Genomic DNA, 13527 nt, shown 5'->3' with positions numbered 1-13527 from the left:
CTTACGCTTCGTCCTCGTCGAAGTCGCCTTCTTCCGCCTGGATCGTCTTGATCCGGGCGATCGTCTTCTTGAGCTCGTTGACGCGGCCCGGGCTCTCCGGCATGCCGCCGGCCGCCCGCTGCGCCTTCGAGTTGAGCAGCTCGGTCTCGAGCTCCTCGAGTTCGACCTGGCGCTCCGCCGCGGTCATGTCGCGGATCTCGTCGGTGTAGAGGATCGCCATTATTCGTCCTCCTCCTCCTCGTCGGCCGCCTCCATCTCCGCGACGAGGTCGGCCGCCTCGGACTCGATCTCTTCGTCCAGTTCGTCGAGCTCGTCGGCGTCCGCGTCGCCAACCGGCTCCTCCGCGGCGACGTCAGTCGCCTCGGTGGCCGTGTCCTGCGTCTCCTCGACGACCTCCTCGACGACCTCCTCGTCGATGACATCCGCGGGGTCCTCGTCGGGGACACCGACATCCTCGTCGGCGCCCACGTCGGGAACCTCCTCCGGATCCTCTTCGAGCAGCGCCTCGACGCCCTCGTCGTCGCCGGCGCCGGCGGCCGCCTGCTCGACCTCGGGGACCTCGGCGTCCTCGCGGATCTGGAAGTCGTCCGGGAGCGTCGCCCCCGGCGGAATGATCTTCACGTTGACGCCGATCGTCCCGAGCTTCATGACGGCGACGCCCTGGCCGTGGTCGACGACCTCCTCTGCGGGTTCGCCGTTGTGCTTGATGTAGCCGCGGTTGAACTTCTCGACGCGCGAGCGCGCGCCGGTGACCTTGCCGGACAGGACGATCTCGGCGCCCAGCGCGCCCGCGTCCATGATGCGGTCGATCGTCGTGTGACCGGCCTTCCGGAAGTACCAGCCGCGTTCGAGGGCGTTCGCCAGACGGTCCGCGACGATCTGTGCGTTCAGGTCGGGCTCGTCGACCTCCTGAACGTCGATCTGCGGGTCGTCCATGTCGAAGCGGTCCTCGAGCTCGGTGGTGATCTTGCGGATGTTCTTCCCGCCCTTCCCGATCACCATCCCGGGCTTTTCGGCCTTCAGGACGATCTGCGTGCCCATCGGCGTCTGGGCGACGTCCATCCCACCGTAGCCGGCGCGGCCGAGCTCGTCCGCGAAGAATTCGTTGATCTGGGAACGGCGCAGGCCGTCCTCGATGAATTGGTGTTCGTCAGCCATTAGTTGTCAGCCTCCGGCTCCTCGATGATCAGTTCGACGTCCGCGAGCGTGGTGTTCCACTCGGTCGCGCCCGCGGCGCGGGGGTTCCGACCGGGTCGCTCGCCGACCTTGTGAGGGGCGACGTGTTTGATGACCATCGCCTCGCCGTCGAACCCCTGCTCGTTGGCGTTGTTCTTGACGTTCTCCAAGAGCTTGAGGAAGTCCTTGGCGGCCTTCTCGGGGTACCGTCCCGCGTCCCAGCCGTCGATGTCGGAGCGGTGGCCCGCGCCGGCGTTGTGCTGGCGCATCGGCACCGACGTCTCCTCGTCGATGACCTCCTGGAGGAACTCCTCCGCGTCGGCGACCGTCTCGCCTTTGATCTCTCGGGAGATCTCCTTGCTGTCCTTCACGCTGATGGGCCGGTCGCGGAGCATCCCCTTGGCGGTGGTCTCCGGGTCGGCCTCGACGCTGTAGTTGATTCCCATGGGTTACTTGAGGGGCACGAACTTCGAGGACCGGGTCGCGCCGATGCCGGCCTGACCGTGTTCGACGGTGCTTCGCGTGAGGTGGAACTCACCGAGGTAGTGCCCGATCATCTCGGGCTCAACCTGAACGCGCTCGAAGCTGTGGCCGTTGTACACGGCGAAGGTGACGCCGACGAACTCCGGCAGGATCGGCATGTCGCGCAGGTGCGTCCGGATCGGGTCGTCCGCCGTCGTCTCCTTGTCGCGGCTCCGGACCGTCTCCAGCAGCTTCTGCTGTTCGGTGCCGAGTCCGCGAACGATGCTTCGCCGCTGGCGTGCGGGGAGCAGTTCCGCGACCTCGTCTACGTCCATCTCCTGCAGCTCGTCGAGCGAGTGACCGCGGTAGGCGAACTCCTCGCCCTCGCGGCCGGTTCGGTAGTCTGAACTCATTTGTTGCCACCTCGTCCGGTGCGCTTGGATGCGATGTCACCGACCTTGCGTCCCGGCGGGGCGTCCCGCGAGACGGACTTCGGCTGGCCGGGGTGTTGGCGACCACCGCCACCGAAGGGGTGGTCGACGGCGTTCATCGCGACGCCGCGGACGCGCGGGTATTTCGTGCCGCGCGCCTTCATCTTGTGGTGTTTGTTGCCGGCCTTGACGAAGGGTTTCTCCGTCCGGCCGCCCCCCGCGACCACGCCGATCGTGGCGCGGCACTGCGGGTCGAGTCGCTTCACTTCGCCGCTGGGGAGCTGGACGACCGCGACGTCGCGGTCGTGGGTGAGGAGTGTCGCCGACACGCCGGAGGCGCGCGCGAACTTCCCGCCGTCCCCGCGGTTGCTCTCGACGTTACACACCGGGACGCCCTCGGGGACCTCCGCCAGCGGGAGCGTGTTGCCCGGCTTGATCTCGGCCGAGACGCCGACCTGAATCGTCTCGCCCACGCGCACGCCTTCCGGCGCGAGCACGAGCCGACGGTCGTCGTCCTCGAACTCGACCTCCGCGAGGGGGGCCGAGCGGGCCGGGTCGTGTTCGATCCCGACAATCTCGCCGGTGACCGTGTCCACGTCTTCGAGCTTCTTGTGCGACAGTTCCGCCTTGTAACGGTGGGAGGGGGCCCGGAACGTCGGGCCGCCGCGTCCGCGCCGTTGTCCTTGGATTCGTCGTCCCATCTCAGAACACCCCGATACGCGAGGCGATTTCGGTCGCGTCGTCGTCCGCGGACAGGGTGACGACCGCCTTCTTCTCGCCCTGCGGCGTCACCTGCGTGTTCACGTTGACGACGCCCACGTCGTAGCGCTCGGCGACCTCGGACTCGATCTCCGGTTTGGTCGCGTCCACGTCGACGAGGAACAGCAGCTTGTTGTTGAAGTCCATCTCGTTCATCGCCTGCTCGGTGACGATCGGATGCTCGATGATCGAGTTCATCGGTCGGCCACCTCCGAGACGGCGCTCTCGGTCCACAGCGTGAGTCGGCCCGGGTGCGCGCCGGGCGCGAGGTCCTCCGCGTTGACCTCGCGAGCGGTCGCGACGTCGACGCCCGCGAGGTTGCGGGCGGCGCGGGACGGCTCCTCGCTGGTGACGACGAGGACGGACTTGGGCTGGCGGTACTTGCGGCCGCGGGCCTTGCCCTGTCCGGCGCGGACGGAGCGACCCTCCTCGGCGCGCTCGATGTCGGCGTCGGCGCCGACGGCTTCGAGCACGCCAAGGGCGTCCTGCGTCTTCTCGAGGTCCTCGAACTCGTCGCTCACGACGAGCGGGAGGTCGAGGTCCTCGTCGAACGCGTGGCCGCGCTCGGCGACGAGCTCGGCGTCGGTCGTGGCCGCGATGGCTGACCGGATCGCGAGCTGTCGCTCCTTGTCGTTCAGTTGCTTCGACTGGTCCTTCTCGGCCTTCGGCGGGTGCGCGGCGCGCCCCGACACGGCGTGCGGGACGCGACGGGCGACGTTCTCGGAACGTGGCACGTGCGCGAGCCCGCGGCCGGAGCCGAACGATTCGGCGGGCGTCCGCAGCCCGGCGAACTCGTCGGCCCCGTAGGCCTGCTTCCGGTTGGCCTGAGCGGCGTCGACCGCGCGACCGATGAGGTCCGGTCGGAACGCGGTCTCGAAGACGGCCGGCAGCTCGACGCTGCCCGCCTCCTCGCCGTCCAGGTCGTGTACTGTTGCGTTCATTGGTTATCCCTGGTTGGATTCGGTGGAAACGTACCGGACCTCGGGGTCGAGGCGCGGCTGGTCGTTCGGCCGGATGGCCGGGCGGAACCGCAGCAGGCGCTGGTCCGGACCGGGCAGCGAGCCCTTGATGAGCGCGTACTCACCGTCGACCTCGCCGTAGTTGACGAAGCCGCCGTCGACGGAGGCGTCGTCGCCCTCGCCGAAGTCGATGAGGCGCTTGTTGAGCTCGGTGCGCTGGTGATAGCCGGTCTGCCCCTGCTGGGGGACGGTGGAGCGGACGCGGGAGGGGTTCCACGGACCGAGGTTGCCGATCCGACGCCGCCATCCCTGGCGGGCGTGTTTGCCCTTCCGCTTCTGAACGCCCCAGCGTTTGACGGGACCCTGCGTCCCCTTCCCCTTCGTGATGCCGGAGACGTCGGTGTACTGGCCCGCGCGGAAGACGTCGCCGAACTCGTGGGCGCCGCCCTCCGAAACGAGGTCCAACGCGAAGTCGGCGCGCTCCTCGAGGGAGCCGCCGCCGACGCGCGTCTCCATGATGTCGGGCTTCTTCTTCGGGACGTTCGAGAGCTCCGAGGGCGCCGTGTGCGTGATGACGCGCACGTCGTCGACGACGTCGTCGTCGAGCAGCGCGCGGAGCTCGTCGGCATCTGCCTCGAAGGTGTCTTCCGCCGGGAGGTCGAGCGCGCGGTCGAGTTCCTCGTGGAACTCGGTCGCCCAGACCTCTTCGACCGGCTTCTGTCCGTACGGCGTGTTCTCGTAGGCGCGCACGGCGACGGCGTGCATCTGCGGCGTCTCGACGACGGTGACGGGGACGGCCTCTTCCATCCCTTCACGCGGCGAGTTCGCCTCGTCGTTGACCATCATGACGTGGGTCATCCCGGCCTTGTAGCCGGCGAATCCCTGCAGCGCAGGGGCCCCGTCGTCTTCTGGCCACGAACGGATGCGCGGCACCTCGCTGTCTGCGCGGGTGCGCGGGCCGTAGCCCAGCGAGCCTTTTCTTGGTCGGCTTGGTTGTGGCATGTGTTTACTCCGTGAGTGTGAGCGAGCCGAGGGTCGCGAACAGAGCCTCCTCCGTCCGGACGACCTCGCTCGCCTGTGCCGGGATCGTGTTCAGCCAGAGGTCGAACCCCGGATCGGGTTCGACCGAGCGGCCGTCGGCGACGGCCGCCCGAATGCGGTCGGGCGAAAGCCCGAGCATCTCCGGAAGCCCCCGCTCGGGCGCGCCGAAGGCGACGGTGTAACCGCCGGCCTCGCGGGCGTCCGAGACGAGGTCGCCGAGCCGCGAGACGGAGAGTTCCGCTCCGTGTCGCGACGTCGCGACGGCCAGTCCGTCGCCGGCGAGCGCTTCCGACAGGTCCGCGGCCGCGACCTGGAAGCCGACCTCCGGCTTCCCGGTGATGCGGGCGCGGACCGGTTCTCTCGAAGAGACCCTGATGGTGACGCGCTCCCCCCGCTCGACCTCCATTCCGGAGGGGACGAGCAGGGAGATCGGGTGTTCCCGCAGCGGGGAATTGACCCGGACGCGGCCTTCAGGTCCGACCTCGGTCACGAGTCCCTGTGTTTTCGACTCTTCCCCGCTAGGGGTCGAGCCGGTCCGCCACGGCACGCGGAGCGGGGGAAGCACACCGACGTACCGGAGTTCGTCGCGCTGCCCCCAGAGGTCCTTTCGGAGCTCCGGCGGCGTCGCGGCGTACCCCAGCACGGTGCGGACGTACTCCCCGCCCCGTCGCCCGTCGCCTTCCCGGTCGGGGAAGACCACGAGCCGATCCGCCCGGAACACCGCCGCCGCACGGGCGACGTAGCCGAGTTTGCGAGTCGCCTCGCGGTCGTCCTCGGCTTCCCGGACGAGCGAAGACGGGACACAGATCGTGAGTCCGTCTTCGGTACGCATCGTGGCGAGACTGTAACCTTCGATTCCGGACGGCACGGTAAAAGGATAGCGGTCCCGATATCCGGCTGTGCCGCGTTCACACGGGGTCTGCGCGGGGATTCCGCCCGCGAATCCGAGCCAACTCGTCACACGGATCCGCGTCGCCGCGGAGGCGACCCCTCACACCGGAACGACCCGCGCCACCGGCGCGTCGCCGTCATCGACCGCGACGTAGAGGTTCCCCGTGTCCGGTTCGACCGCGACCGCGCGCATGCGCCACCCGCGGTCGGCGAGCAGGGGCTCGCGCTCGGTCACGGTCGCGTCGAGGCCGTCGCCGTCGACCGTGAACCGCCCGAGGTACCGCGCCGCGAGCGTGCCCGCGAACAGGTCGCCCCGCCACTCGGGGGACGCGTCGCCGTCGTAGAAGACCGCGCCGCTCGGCGGGAAGCCGCCGGACCCGCACGGCCAGTGGTGGACCGGCGCGATCACGCCGTCGCGGTCCCCGTGGCCCGGCGCGAAGGGGTCGTCGGTCCCGTAGCGGCACGCCTCGCTGGCGACCGGCCAGCCGTAGTCGCCGCCGCGCTCGATCACGTTGATCTCGTCGCCGTCCTCCTCGCCGTGCTCGCACTGCCAGATCCGGCCCGTCTCGGGCCGCACCGCCATCGCCTGCGGGTTCCGGTGCCCGTAGCTGTACAGCGCGTCGGCCGCGTCCGGGCCGTCGACGAACGGGTTGTCGGGGTGGGCGTCGCCGTCCGGGGTCAGCCGCAGCGTCGCGCCCAGCTCGTTCGAACGGTCCTGCGAGACGTGGTCGGGTCCGAAGTCCGTGTCGCGCCGGTCGCCGACCGTGACGAACAGCGACCCCTCGGGGCCGAACGTCGCCCGGGAGCCGAAGTGGTTCGCGCCGCCGCGGAACGGCTCGGCGACCCGGATTGGCTCGAACTCGTCGAGCACCGGCGCGTCGCCGCCGTCGAGCGAGAGCCGTCCGGTCCCGACGTGCGTCGTCGCCTCGCCCGCGTCGTTCGCCGCCGCGTACGTGAGGTAGACGCGCGGGTCGGCCGGGTAGTCCGGGTGGACCGCAACGTCGAGCAGGCCGCCCTGCCCCTCCGCGAACACTTCTGGCGCGCCCGCGACCGCCTCGACGGCCCCGTCCGCGGGGTCGACAAGCGAGAGCCGTCCCGGTCGCTCTGTGACCAGCAGGCGACCGTCGTCGGGTAGGAAGGCGAGCGCCCATGGGTTCTCGAACCCCTCCGCGACGGTCTCGACGTCGTACGCGACGCCCGCGCCGTCGTCCGGCGGGGCGTCGCCGCCGTCGTCGCCGGAGCCTCCGGCCTCGTCGCCGCCGGGAGAGCCGCCGCCCCCGAGACAGCCGGCGACGGCGGGAAACGCGGCGATGCCGGCGAGCCCGGCGGTCGCGCGGAGGACGGTGCGTCGGTCGGCGCGGTCGGGCAGGTCGGTCATCGTTCGGGTACGGATCCGTGTGGGGGCGCGGCACCGATGACCCTTCCGCCGACCGTCGTTCGGAACCCTTATATCTCCGACCCGGACTACGATCGGATGCGAAGCACGCACCGGTAGTGTAGTGGTATCACGCAACCTTGCCATGGTTGCAACCCGAGTTCAAATCTCGGCCGGTGCACTCCCTGCGGTCGTGCCCCGACCTGACTCCCGCTCGCTCTGCTTGCGGGAGTCTCGGCCGGTACATTTTCCGACTGACTGCGCCAGTCAGCGTCCGCTTCACTCCGCTCAGCGGACTTGCGAACGAAGTGAGCAGAATCACCGAGAGAGACTTGAGCGCTATCAGTCGCGCGCAGCGAACGGCGAGCGGAGCGAGCCGTGAGCGGGCACGTCTGATTCTGAGTTCGAATCTCGGCCGGTGTACTCCCTGCGGTCATGTACCGGCCTGACTTCCGCTCGCTTCGCTCGCGACCCCCTCGCGCGTGCTGCTCGGCCGCGTGGCGGCCTCGCAGGCACGCGCCGCCGCACGAGATTCCCCGACCGGTACTTTCAATCGGTGATCCGGCGAACCCCCCTCGCGTGACCGTACCAACGAAGACGCTCCCGAGCGGCGCGGAGCTGCCGGCGCTCGGGCTGGGCACGTACGACCTCGACGACGACGAGACGGCCGACAGCGTTCGGGCGGCGCTCGACGCCGATTACGCGCACATCGACACCGCAGAGGGGTACCGCAACGAGGCGGTCATCGGGGAGGCGCTCGCGGCGAGCGACGTCGACCGCGACGACGTCTTCCTCACCTCGAAGGTGCTCGCGAAGAACCTCAACTACGAGTCGGTGATCGAATCGTGCGAGGCGTCGCTCGACCGGCTCGGCACCGACTACCTCGACTTGTACCTGATCCACTGGCCGAACCCCGCCATCTCTCTGCGCGAGACGCTCCAGGCGATGGCGGAGCTGCGCGAGCGGGGGCTCGTCCGCGATATCGGCGTCTCGAACTTCAGCGCGTACCAGCTCAGCTGCGCGCACCACATCTCCGACGTGCCGATCGCGGTCAACCAGATCGAGTTTCACCCGTGGTTCCAGCGGCCCGACCTCGTCGACTACTGCCGCGAGACCGACACCGTGATCGAGGCCGCGGCCCCGCTCGCGCGGACCGACGTGTTCGGCGACGAGGTCGTCGCCGAGCTGGCGGAGCAGTACGACAAGCACCCGGCGCAGGTGATCATCCGGTGGGCGATCGACCGCGGCGTCGTCCCGCTACCGCGCTCGTCGACCCCGGAGCACGTCCGGGCCAACGCCGACCTCGACTGGGAGCTCGACGAGGCCGATCGGCGACGGCTCGACGGGCGCGACCGCGACGCCCCGGTGTACGACACCCCGGCCCGCGACTGGACGAGCGACGTGTACGGCATCGAACAGTAGCGGTCTCGCGGCCGCGGTCGCGGCTCAGTCGCCGAGTTCGACCGGCCGCCCGGTCTCGGCCGACTCGTAGACGCCGGCGAGCGCGCGCATGTCCGTGAGCGCGTGCTCGCCGTCGGGGTGGAACGGTTCGTCGGCCAGCAGCTGGTGACCGAAGTAGGCGAACTCCTCTTCGATCTGGTGGACCTGCTCGAAGTCGACATCGACCCGCGTCCCGCCGCGAACCACGGCAAATCCGCGGTCCTCGCGCTCGTAGAACGCCGGGTCGAGGACGAGTCTGGCGTCCGTCCCGGTGACCTCCAGCCGGCTCGCGTGCTGGGCGTTCTGGCTCACCGTACAGAACGCGTCGACGTCGTCCGGGAACTCGAGTCGGAACGAGGCGTGCTCGTCCACGTCGGCGAACGCCTCGTGCTCCGACCGGGTCCGGCCGGACACCCGGACCGGGTCCTCGCCGAGTGCGAACCGCGTCGTGTTGAGCGGGTAGACGCCCAGATCCATCACCGCGCAGCCGCCCGACAGCGAGGGGTCGAGCCGCCACTGGTCCGTGTCGCTTCCGAGTTCGCCGAGCATCGTCTGCGACATCGTCGCGTGGACGTGGATCACCTCGCCGGCGACGCCCGCGTCGAGGAGATCGCGGAGCCGCCGGACGGCGGGGTCGGTTTGCATCCGGTAGCCGACCATCAGGGGCGCCCCGGCGTCGCGGCAGGCCGCCACCAGCTTCCGCGCGCGCTCCGGCGTCACCTCCAGCGGCTTCTCGCAGAGGACCGCCTTCCCCTGCTGTGCGGCGGCCTCGACGTACTCCAGGTGGGTCGCGTTCGGCGTCGCGACGTAGACGGCGTCGTACGCGTCCGCGGCGGCCCCCGATCGCAGTTCCTCGGGCGTGAGGCCCGTCAGGTCGCGCTGGGCCGCGACCGCTTCGACCGCCGCGGGGTCGACGTCGCTGACGACGGTGGCCTCGGTGTACGCCGACCGCGCGATGCCGGGCAGCGCCCACTCCCGGGCGAACCAGCCGAGGCCGACGACCGCGACCCTGACCGGGTCGGCGACGGCGGCCGGGTCGAGCGTCTCCCAGTCGCGGCGCGTGAACTCGTCGAGGTACTCCGCGAAGGCGGCGTCCATGTCGCCCCCTCCGCGCGGGGGCGTCAAATAACCACGGCGACGCCGACGCGTGACGCGACCGGGCGAGTCACGGACCGCGCCGCCGTCGCGCTCGTCCGCGCCGCGCTCACCACGGCCCGTCGTAGTTCACCCGCGGCCGGTCCACGTCGATCCCGATCTCGCGGAGCGTCTCGGCCGCGCGCCGGACCGGCGCCGGGTCGGCGCGGTCGAGGGGATCGTCGGTCGCCTCGGCGAACCGGACCGTCCAGTCCCCGTCGATCACGACCGTCGCGCGCCGCGGGATGCCCGAATGCCCCTCCCACGAGTCGGCGAGCAGGTCGTACGACTCGGCGACGCCGCCGTGGAAGTCGGCGACGACCGGGAAGGGGAGTCCGAACCGGTCGGCGTACGCGAACGCCGCGTACAGCGAGTCGCCCGTGAGCGCAACGACGGCGAGGCCGTCGCGGTCGTGCCAGCCGGCGTCGCGGACCGCGGCGAGCGCCGCGGTACAGGGCGGCACGAACGTCGCGGGCGCGAGACAGAGAGCGACGGCGTCGTGCGCCTCGACCAACCGGAACAGCGCCAGTTCGGTTGCGGTGCGCTCCGCGTCGCCGTCCGGAGCCCCGCCGACCGCGGGCGCGGCGAAGTCGGGGGCGGTGTCGCCGACGGTGACCATGCGTCCACGAGGCCCGCGGCCGATAAATAGCCACCCGAGGCGGGGGCGGCGACCGCAACCGGGTCCGCGGAGCGGCCTGACGCGTGCGAACAGCCGGCTCGGGGGGTGTTTTAGCTGTGGGGCCCGGAGGGCGGTCGTGATCGGAGCCCACGCCGAGACGGCGCTCGCCCTCGTCGGCACCTACGGCGCCGTCGCGGTCTTCGTCGTCTTCGCGCTCGAAGGCGCCCTCGTCGGGAAGGTGCTGCCAGCGCGGACGCTCTTTGTCGCAGCGGTGGTCGCCGCGGGGATCGACGCTGTGGCGGTCGTCCCGGTGTTCGCGGCGGCCGTCGTCGGGGCGACGACCGGCCAGTCGCTGCTCTTCGTCGCCGTCCGTCGGTTCGACCTGGATCCGACGGCGTCGAGGGTCGTCCCGGTCGACGCAGGGCGACTGGACGGCGCGACGCGCTGGCTCGACCGGTGGGGGCTCCCGGCGGTCGCCGCCTCGAACGCCGTCCCCGGGACGCGCGGGTGGCTCGCGGTGCCCAGCGCGAGCGCGTCGTCGGTGTCCGCGCCGCGGTTCGCCGCCGCGTCGCTGCTCGGGTCGGCCGCCTACGCCGGCGCGCTCCTGGGAATCGGGCTGGCCGTCGCGCTCGGCGTCGAGAGCGCAGTCGGGCTGTTCGGCGGCGACCTCGTCGCGGCGCTGTAGCCCGGCTCCGCCCGTTTCGTCCGGTCAGAGGATCGTCCCGTGCTTCTTGTCCGGCAGGTCCTTCTGAACGTCCTCGTAGAAGTCGAAGCGCGCGGCGAGCTCGGCGCGGAGGTCCGAGGGCGGCACGATTTCGTCGATGACGACCTCGCTCGCCATGCGGTGGACGTCGATCCCCTCGCGGTACTCCTCGCGGAGGCGCTCCTCCTCGGCGGCGCGCTCCTCGGGGTCGTCGATCTCGGCGAGCTTCCGGGCGTAGACCGCGTTGATCGCGGCCTCGGGGCCCATGATGCCGATCTCGCCGGAGGGAAGGCCGATGACGCTCTCAGGGTCGTAGGCCGGCCCGCCCATCGCGTAGATGCCCGCGCCGTACGCCTTCCGCACGACGACGGTCTGTTTCGGCACCGTCGCCGAGGAGGTGGCGTAGATCATCTTCTTCCCCTTCTCTAAGATGGCGTCCTTCTCCACCTGCGAGCCCGCCATGAAGCCGGGCGTGTCACAGAGGTACAGCAGGGGGATCTCGTAGGCGTCGCAGGTCCAGATGAACTCCGCGGCCTTCTCCGCGGCGTCCGGGAAGATCGCGCCCGACCGCTCCGTCGGCTGGTTGGCGACGACGCCGACCGGCCGCCCGTCGATCCGGCAGAACGCCGTGACGATCTCCGGACCGTACCCCTCCTTCAGCTCGAACACCGACTCGGCGTCGGCGATCCGGTCGATCAGGTCGTGGGCGTCGTACGGGCGGTTCGGCGACTCGGGGATCAGCTCGTCGATCCCGTCGGGCGAGAGCTTCGGCGGCTTCGTCTCGCGCCGCGGGGGCTTCTCGCCGGCCCGGTCGGGGAGGTAGCCGATCAGGTCGGCGACCAGCTCGCGGGCGTGCTCCTCGTCGCGGGCGATCAGGTCCGCCGACCCCGACTCCTCGGCGTGGAGGCGGGGCCCGCCGAGGTCGTCCAGATCGATCTCCTCGCCGGTGACCATCTCCACCATTCGCGGGGAGGCGATCGCCATCGCGGACATGTCCTCCACCATCACAGTGAAGTCCGCGAAGACGGGCGTGTAGGCGGCCCCGGCGATACAGGGGCCGTAGAGAACGCAGATCTGCGGCACCGCGCCGGAGAGCATCGAGTGGTTGTAGTAGTACTTCCCAATCCCCTCGCGGTTGGCGAAGAAGCCGGTCTGCTGGTCGATCCGACCGCCGGAGGAGTCCATCAGGTAGAGCACCGGGTTCCCCGTCTTCAGCGCCCGCTGTTGCATCCGAAGGAACTTCTCGACGCCCTTCGACGCCATCGACCCCGCCTTCACGGTGAAGTCGTTGGCCATGAAGTGGACGTCGCGCCCCTCGAACTCGGCCGCGCCCGTCAGCAGGCCGTCGCCCGGGAGGCGGTCGCCGCCGCGCTCGTTCCCCGCTTCGTCCTCGTCGGCGGGCGCGTCGGGGTGCCAGTCGTCGAACGCGGCGAACTTCCCGTCCTCGAACTTCACCCCCGCGGGGTCGCCGTCCGCGGCGCCGGCGTCGCCGGTCCCGCGGGTCCCGCCCTCGCCGCCGAACCAGAGGTCGAGGCGGTCGCGGACGAACAGCTTCCCCTGCTCCGAGAGGCGGTCGCGGTACTTCTCCGGGCCGCCCTCGCGGATGTCGGCTATCTCGGCGCGGAGGTCGCGCTCGCGGTCGGTCGGTCCGAGGTCGTCGTCGAGCGGGTAGCTCGGCTCGGACGGCTCGGCGCTGGCGACCGGCGTCTCCTCGCCCTCGACGTGGACGTCGACGTCGACGCCGAGGTGTTCGGCGAGCGACTTCGCGATCGCCGCAGCCTCCTCGGGCGTCGCCGCCGCGCCGACGTGGACTTTCATGAACGCAAGATTTGCGGTGGATCCTAAACAGTTTTCCATGCGGGATTCGGCGGGCCCGCGTCGGCCGGCGGCCCGGGGCGGCGCGCCGCTCGTCCGGAGCGGTACCCCGCTGCTACTCCGCGTCGACGGCGGCTTCCAGCCGCTCGATCAGCGCCTCGTTGCCCACGTAAACCGGCGTGCGCTGGTGGACCGCCTCGGGCTCCACGTCGAGGATCGAGCCGGTTCCGTCCGAGGACGCGCCGCCCGCGCGCTCGACGATGTAGGCGATCGGGTTCGCCTCGAACTGTAGCCGGAGCTTCCCCTCGGACGCGCTCCGGAGGGCGGGGTAGGCGAACACGCCGCCGTAGGTGAGCACCTGGTTCACGTCGCCGACCATCGCGCCGCCGTACCGGAGCTTCAGCTCGTCTTCGATCGATCGGGCGTACGCGCGGAAGTCCGCGGGCCAGTCGGGGACCCGGCCGCCGAACCCGTAGACAGTTGGGGTCGCCGGCAGCGAGAGGTCGGCCTCGACGACGGACCTCTCGACGCTGTCGCCGTCGGCGGTGACCACTTCCTCGCGGACGCCCGTCTCGTCGGCGACGACCATCGTCGTGATCGGGCCGTAGAGGACGTAGCCGGCGGCGACGAGGTCGCGGCCGCTCGCGGGCAGCGGCGCGTCGTACACGCCGACGACGGTGCCCATCGCGTTGTTCGACCGGAGGTTCGAGGAGCCGGCGAGG

At 70.7% G+C, this 13527-nt stretch carries 16 protein-coding genes and 1 tRNA gene; 3 read left to right on the top strand and 14 right to left on the bottom strand.

The features are described from left to right. Window position 1: 1 nt before the first annotated feature. The 10 genes from rpmC to B9G49_RS08940 all read right to left on the bottom strand — a co-directional run bounded on the left by rpmC (window position 2) and on the right by B9G49_RS08940 (window position 7097). A complete protein-coding gene (gene rpmC / locus B9G49_RS08985; RefSeq protein ID WP_006114466.1) occupies window positions 2-220 on the bottom strand; it encodes a 50S ribosomal protein L29 in 219 nt (72 codons plus the stop codon). Then, the gene (locus B9G49_RS08980) at window positions 220-1158 is read right to left on the bottom strand and encodes a 30S ribosomal protein S3 (protein WP_086216131.1); all 939 of its coding nucleotides are present in this window, start codon (window positions 1156-1158) and stop codon (window positions 220-222) included. The genes rpmC and B9G49_RS08980 overlap by 1 nt, the downstream gene beginning before the upstream one ends. Beyond that, window positions 1158-1622: a 50S ribosomal protein L22 gene (locus tag B9G49_RS08975; protein ID WP_086216130.1), complete on the bottom strand. Its 465-nt coding sequence runs from the start codon at window positions 1620-1622 to the stop codon at window positions 1158-1160. Before B9G49_RS08975 ends, B9G49_RS08980 begins: the two co-directional genes overlap by 1 nt. A 3-nt stretch (window positions 1623-1625) precedes the next feature. Then, entirely contained in the window at window positions 1626-2051 is a 426-nt protein-coding gene (locus tag B9G49_RS08970) for a 30S ribosomal protein S19 (protein WP_049930185.1), read from the bottom strand. Further along, the gene (locus B9G49_RS08965; RefSeq protein ID WP_086216129.1) at window positions 2048-2770 is read right to left on the bottom strand and encodes a 50S ribosomal protein L2; all 723 of its coding nucleotides are present in this window, start codon (window positions 2768-2770) and stop codon (window positions 2048-2050) included. Before B9G49_RS08965 ends, B9G49_RS08970 begins: the two co-directional genes overlap by 4 nt. Before the next feature lies 1 nt (window position 2771). Next, window positions 2772-3026 carry a 50S ribosomal protein L23 gene (locus B9G49_RS08960; RefSeq protein WP_049930182.1) on the bottom strand — a complete coding sequence of 85 codons (255 nt, stop codon included), beginning with the start codon at window positions 3024-3026 and terminating at the stop codon, window positions 2772-2774. Next, window positions 3023-3769, bottom strand: coding sequence for a 50S ribosomal protein L4 (gene rpl4p, locus B9G49_RS08955; protein WP_086216128.1), 747 nt, complete (start codon window positions 3767-3769; stop codon window positions 3023-3025). The genes B9G49_RS08960 and rpl4p overlap by 4 nt, the downstream gene beginning before the upstream one ends. A 3-nt stretch (window positions 3770-3772) precedes the next feature. Then, window positions 3773-4789, bottom strand: coding sequence for a 50S ribosomal protein L3 (locus B9G49_RS08950; protein WP_086216127.1), 1017 nt, complete (start codon window positions 4787-4789; stop codon window positions 3773-3775). A gap of 4 nt (window positions 4790-4793) precedes the next feature. Further along, entirely contained in the window at window positions 4794-5660 is an 867-nt protein-coding gene (locus tag B9G49_RS08945) for a putative RNA uridine N3 methyltransferase (protein WP_086216126.1), read from the bottom strand. 159 nt (window positions 5661-5819) lie between these two features. Next, entirely contained in the window at window positions 5820-7097 is a 1278-nt protein-coding gene (locus B9G49_RS08940) for a PQQ-dependent sugar dehydrogenase (RefSeq protein WP_086216125.1), read from the bottom strand. 107 nt (window positions 7098-7204) lie between these two features. Between B9G49_RS08940 and B9G49_RS08935 the strand changes: the two genes are divergently transcribed. Continuing rightward, window positions 7205-7275 (top strand) — tRNA-Gly (locus tag B9G49_RS08935). A gap of 398 nt (window positions 7276-7673) precedes the next feature. Further along, window positions 7674-8516, top strand: a complete 843-nt coding sequence (locus B9G49_RS08930) for an aldo/keto reductase (protein WP_049930172.1) — start codon at window positions 7674-7676, stop codon at window positions 8514-8516. Window positions 8517-8540: 24 nt separating this feature from the next. Here B9G49_RS08930 and gfo6 read toward each other — a convergent pair whose 3' ends face one another. Together gfo6 and B9G49_RS08920 are read right to left on the bottom strand one after the other, a co-directional pair. Beyond that, window positions 8541-9632 (bottom strand): D-xylose 1-dehydrogenase Gfo6, encoded by a 1092-nt coding sequence (gene gfo6, locus B9G49_RS08925; protein WP_049930171.1) that lies wholly within the window; start codon window positions 9630-9632, stop codon window positions 8541-8543. A gap of 106 nt (window positions 9633-9738) precedes the next feature. Then, window positions 9739-10287, bottom strand: a complete 549-nt coding sequence (locus B9G49_RS08920) for a redoxin domain-containing protein (RefSeq protein ID WP_086216124.1) — start codon at window positions 10285-10287, stop codon at window positions 9739-9741. Window positions 10288-10423: 136 nt separating this feature from the next. On the opposite strand from B9G49_RS08920, the gene B9G49_RS08915 reads away from it, so the two are divergent. Beyond that, complete coding sequence (locus tag B9G49_RS08915) at window positions 10424-10972, top strand: VTT domain-containing protein (protein ID WP_086216123.1); 549 nt, start codon at window positions 10424-10426, stop codon at window positions 10970-10972. A gap of 24 nt (window positions 10973-10996) precedes the next feature. On the opposite strand, the gene B9G49_RS08910 is transcribed toward B9G49_RS08915, so the two are convergent. Together B9G49_RS08910 and B9G49_RS08905 are read right to left on the bottom strand one after the other, a co-directional pair. Beyond that, the gene (locus B9G49_RS08910) at window positions 10997-12808 is read right to left on the bottom strand and encodes an acyl-CoA carboxylase subunit beta (protein ID WP_086216122.1); all 1812 of its coding nucleotides are present in this window, start codon (window positions 12806-12808) and stop codon (window positions 10997-10999) included. Between the two features lie 112 nt (window positions 12809-12920). Further along, a partial coding sequence (locus tag B9G49_RS08905) for a class 1 fructose-bisphosphatase (RefSeq protein ID WP_233125183.1) occupies window positions 12921-13527 on the bottom strand: 607 nt, incomplete at its 5' end.

This window comes from Halorubrum sp. SD683, from assembly GCF_002135045.1.
In the GTDB taxonomy this organism is placed as follows: domain Archaea; phylum Halobacteriota; class Halobacteria; order Halobacteriales; family Haloferacaceae; genus Halorubrum; species Halorubrum ezzemoulense.
Note: the sequence above shows the minus strand (reverse complement) of the source record. Positions and strands in the feature narration are given on the sequence as shown.

Excerpts from the sequence above, each read along its gene's own strand:
- rpmC (WP_006114466.1), bottom strand. The coding sequence starts at position 220 with ATGGCGATCCTCTACACCGACGAGATCCGCGACATGACCGCGGCGGAG.
- B9G49_RS08980 (WP_086216131.1), bottom strand. The coding sequence starts at position 1,158 with ATGGCTGACGAACACCAATTCATCGAGGACGGCCTGCGCCGTTCCCAG.
- B9G49_RS08975 (WP_086216130.1), bottom strand. The coding sequence starts at position 1,622 with ATGGGAATCAACTACAGCGTCGAGGCCGACCCGGAGACCACCGCCAAG.
- B9G49_RS08970 (WP_049930185.1), bottom strand. The coding sequence starts at position 2,051 with ATGAGTTCAGACTACCGAACCGGCCGCGAGGGCGAGGAGTTCGCCTAC.
- B9G49_RS08965 (WP_086216129.1), bottom strand. The coding sequence starts at position 2,770 with ATGGGACGACGAATCCAAGGACAACGGCGCGGACGCGGCGGCCCGACG.
- B9G49_RS08960 (WP_049930182.1), bottom strand. The coding sequence starts at position 3,026 with ATGAACTCGATCATCGAGCATCCGATCGTCACCGAGCAGGCGATGAAC.
- rpl4p (WP_086216128.1), bottom strand. The coding sequence starts at position 3,769 with ATGAACGCAACAGTACACGACCTGGACGGCGAGGAGGCGGGCAGCGTC.
- B9G49_RS08950 (WP_086216127.1), bottom strand. The coding sequence starts at position 4,789 with ATGCCACAACCAAGCCGACCAAGAAAAGGCTCGCTGGGCTACGGCCCG.
- B9G49_RS08945 (WP_086216126.1), bottom strand. The coding sequence starts at position 5,660 with ATGCGTACCGAAGACGGACTCACGATCTGTGTCCCGTCTTCGCTCGTC.
- B9G49_RS08940 (WP_086216125.1), bottom strand. The coding sequence starts at position 7,097 with ATGACCGACCTGCCCGACCGCGCCGACCGACGCACCGTCCTCCGCGCG.
- gfo6 (WP_049930171.1), bottom strand. The coding sequence starts at position 9,632 with ATGGACGCCGCCTTCGCGGAGTACCTCGACGAGTTCACGCGCCGCGAC.
- B9G49_RS08920 (WP_086216124.1), bottom strand. The coding sequence starts at position 10,287 with ATGGTCACCGTCGGCGACACCGCCCCCGACTTCGCCGCGCCCGCGGTC.
- B9G49_RS08910 (WP_086216122.1), bottom strand. The coding sequence starts at position 12,808 with ATGAAAGTCCACGTCGGCGCGGCGGCGACGCCCGAGGAGGCTGCGGCG.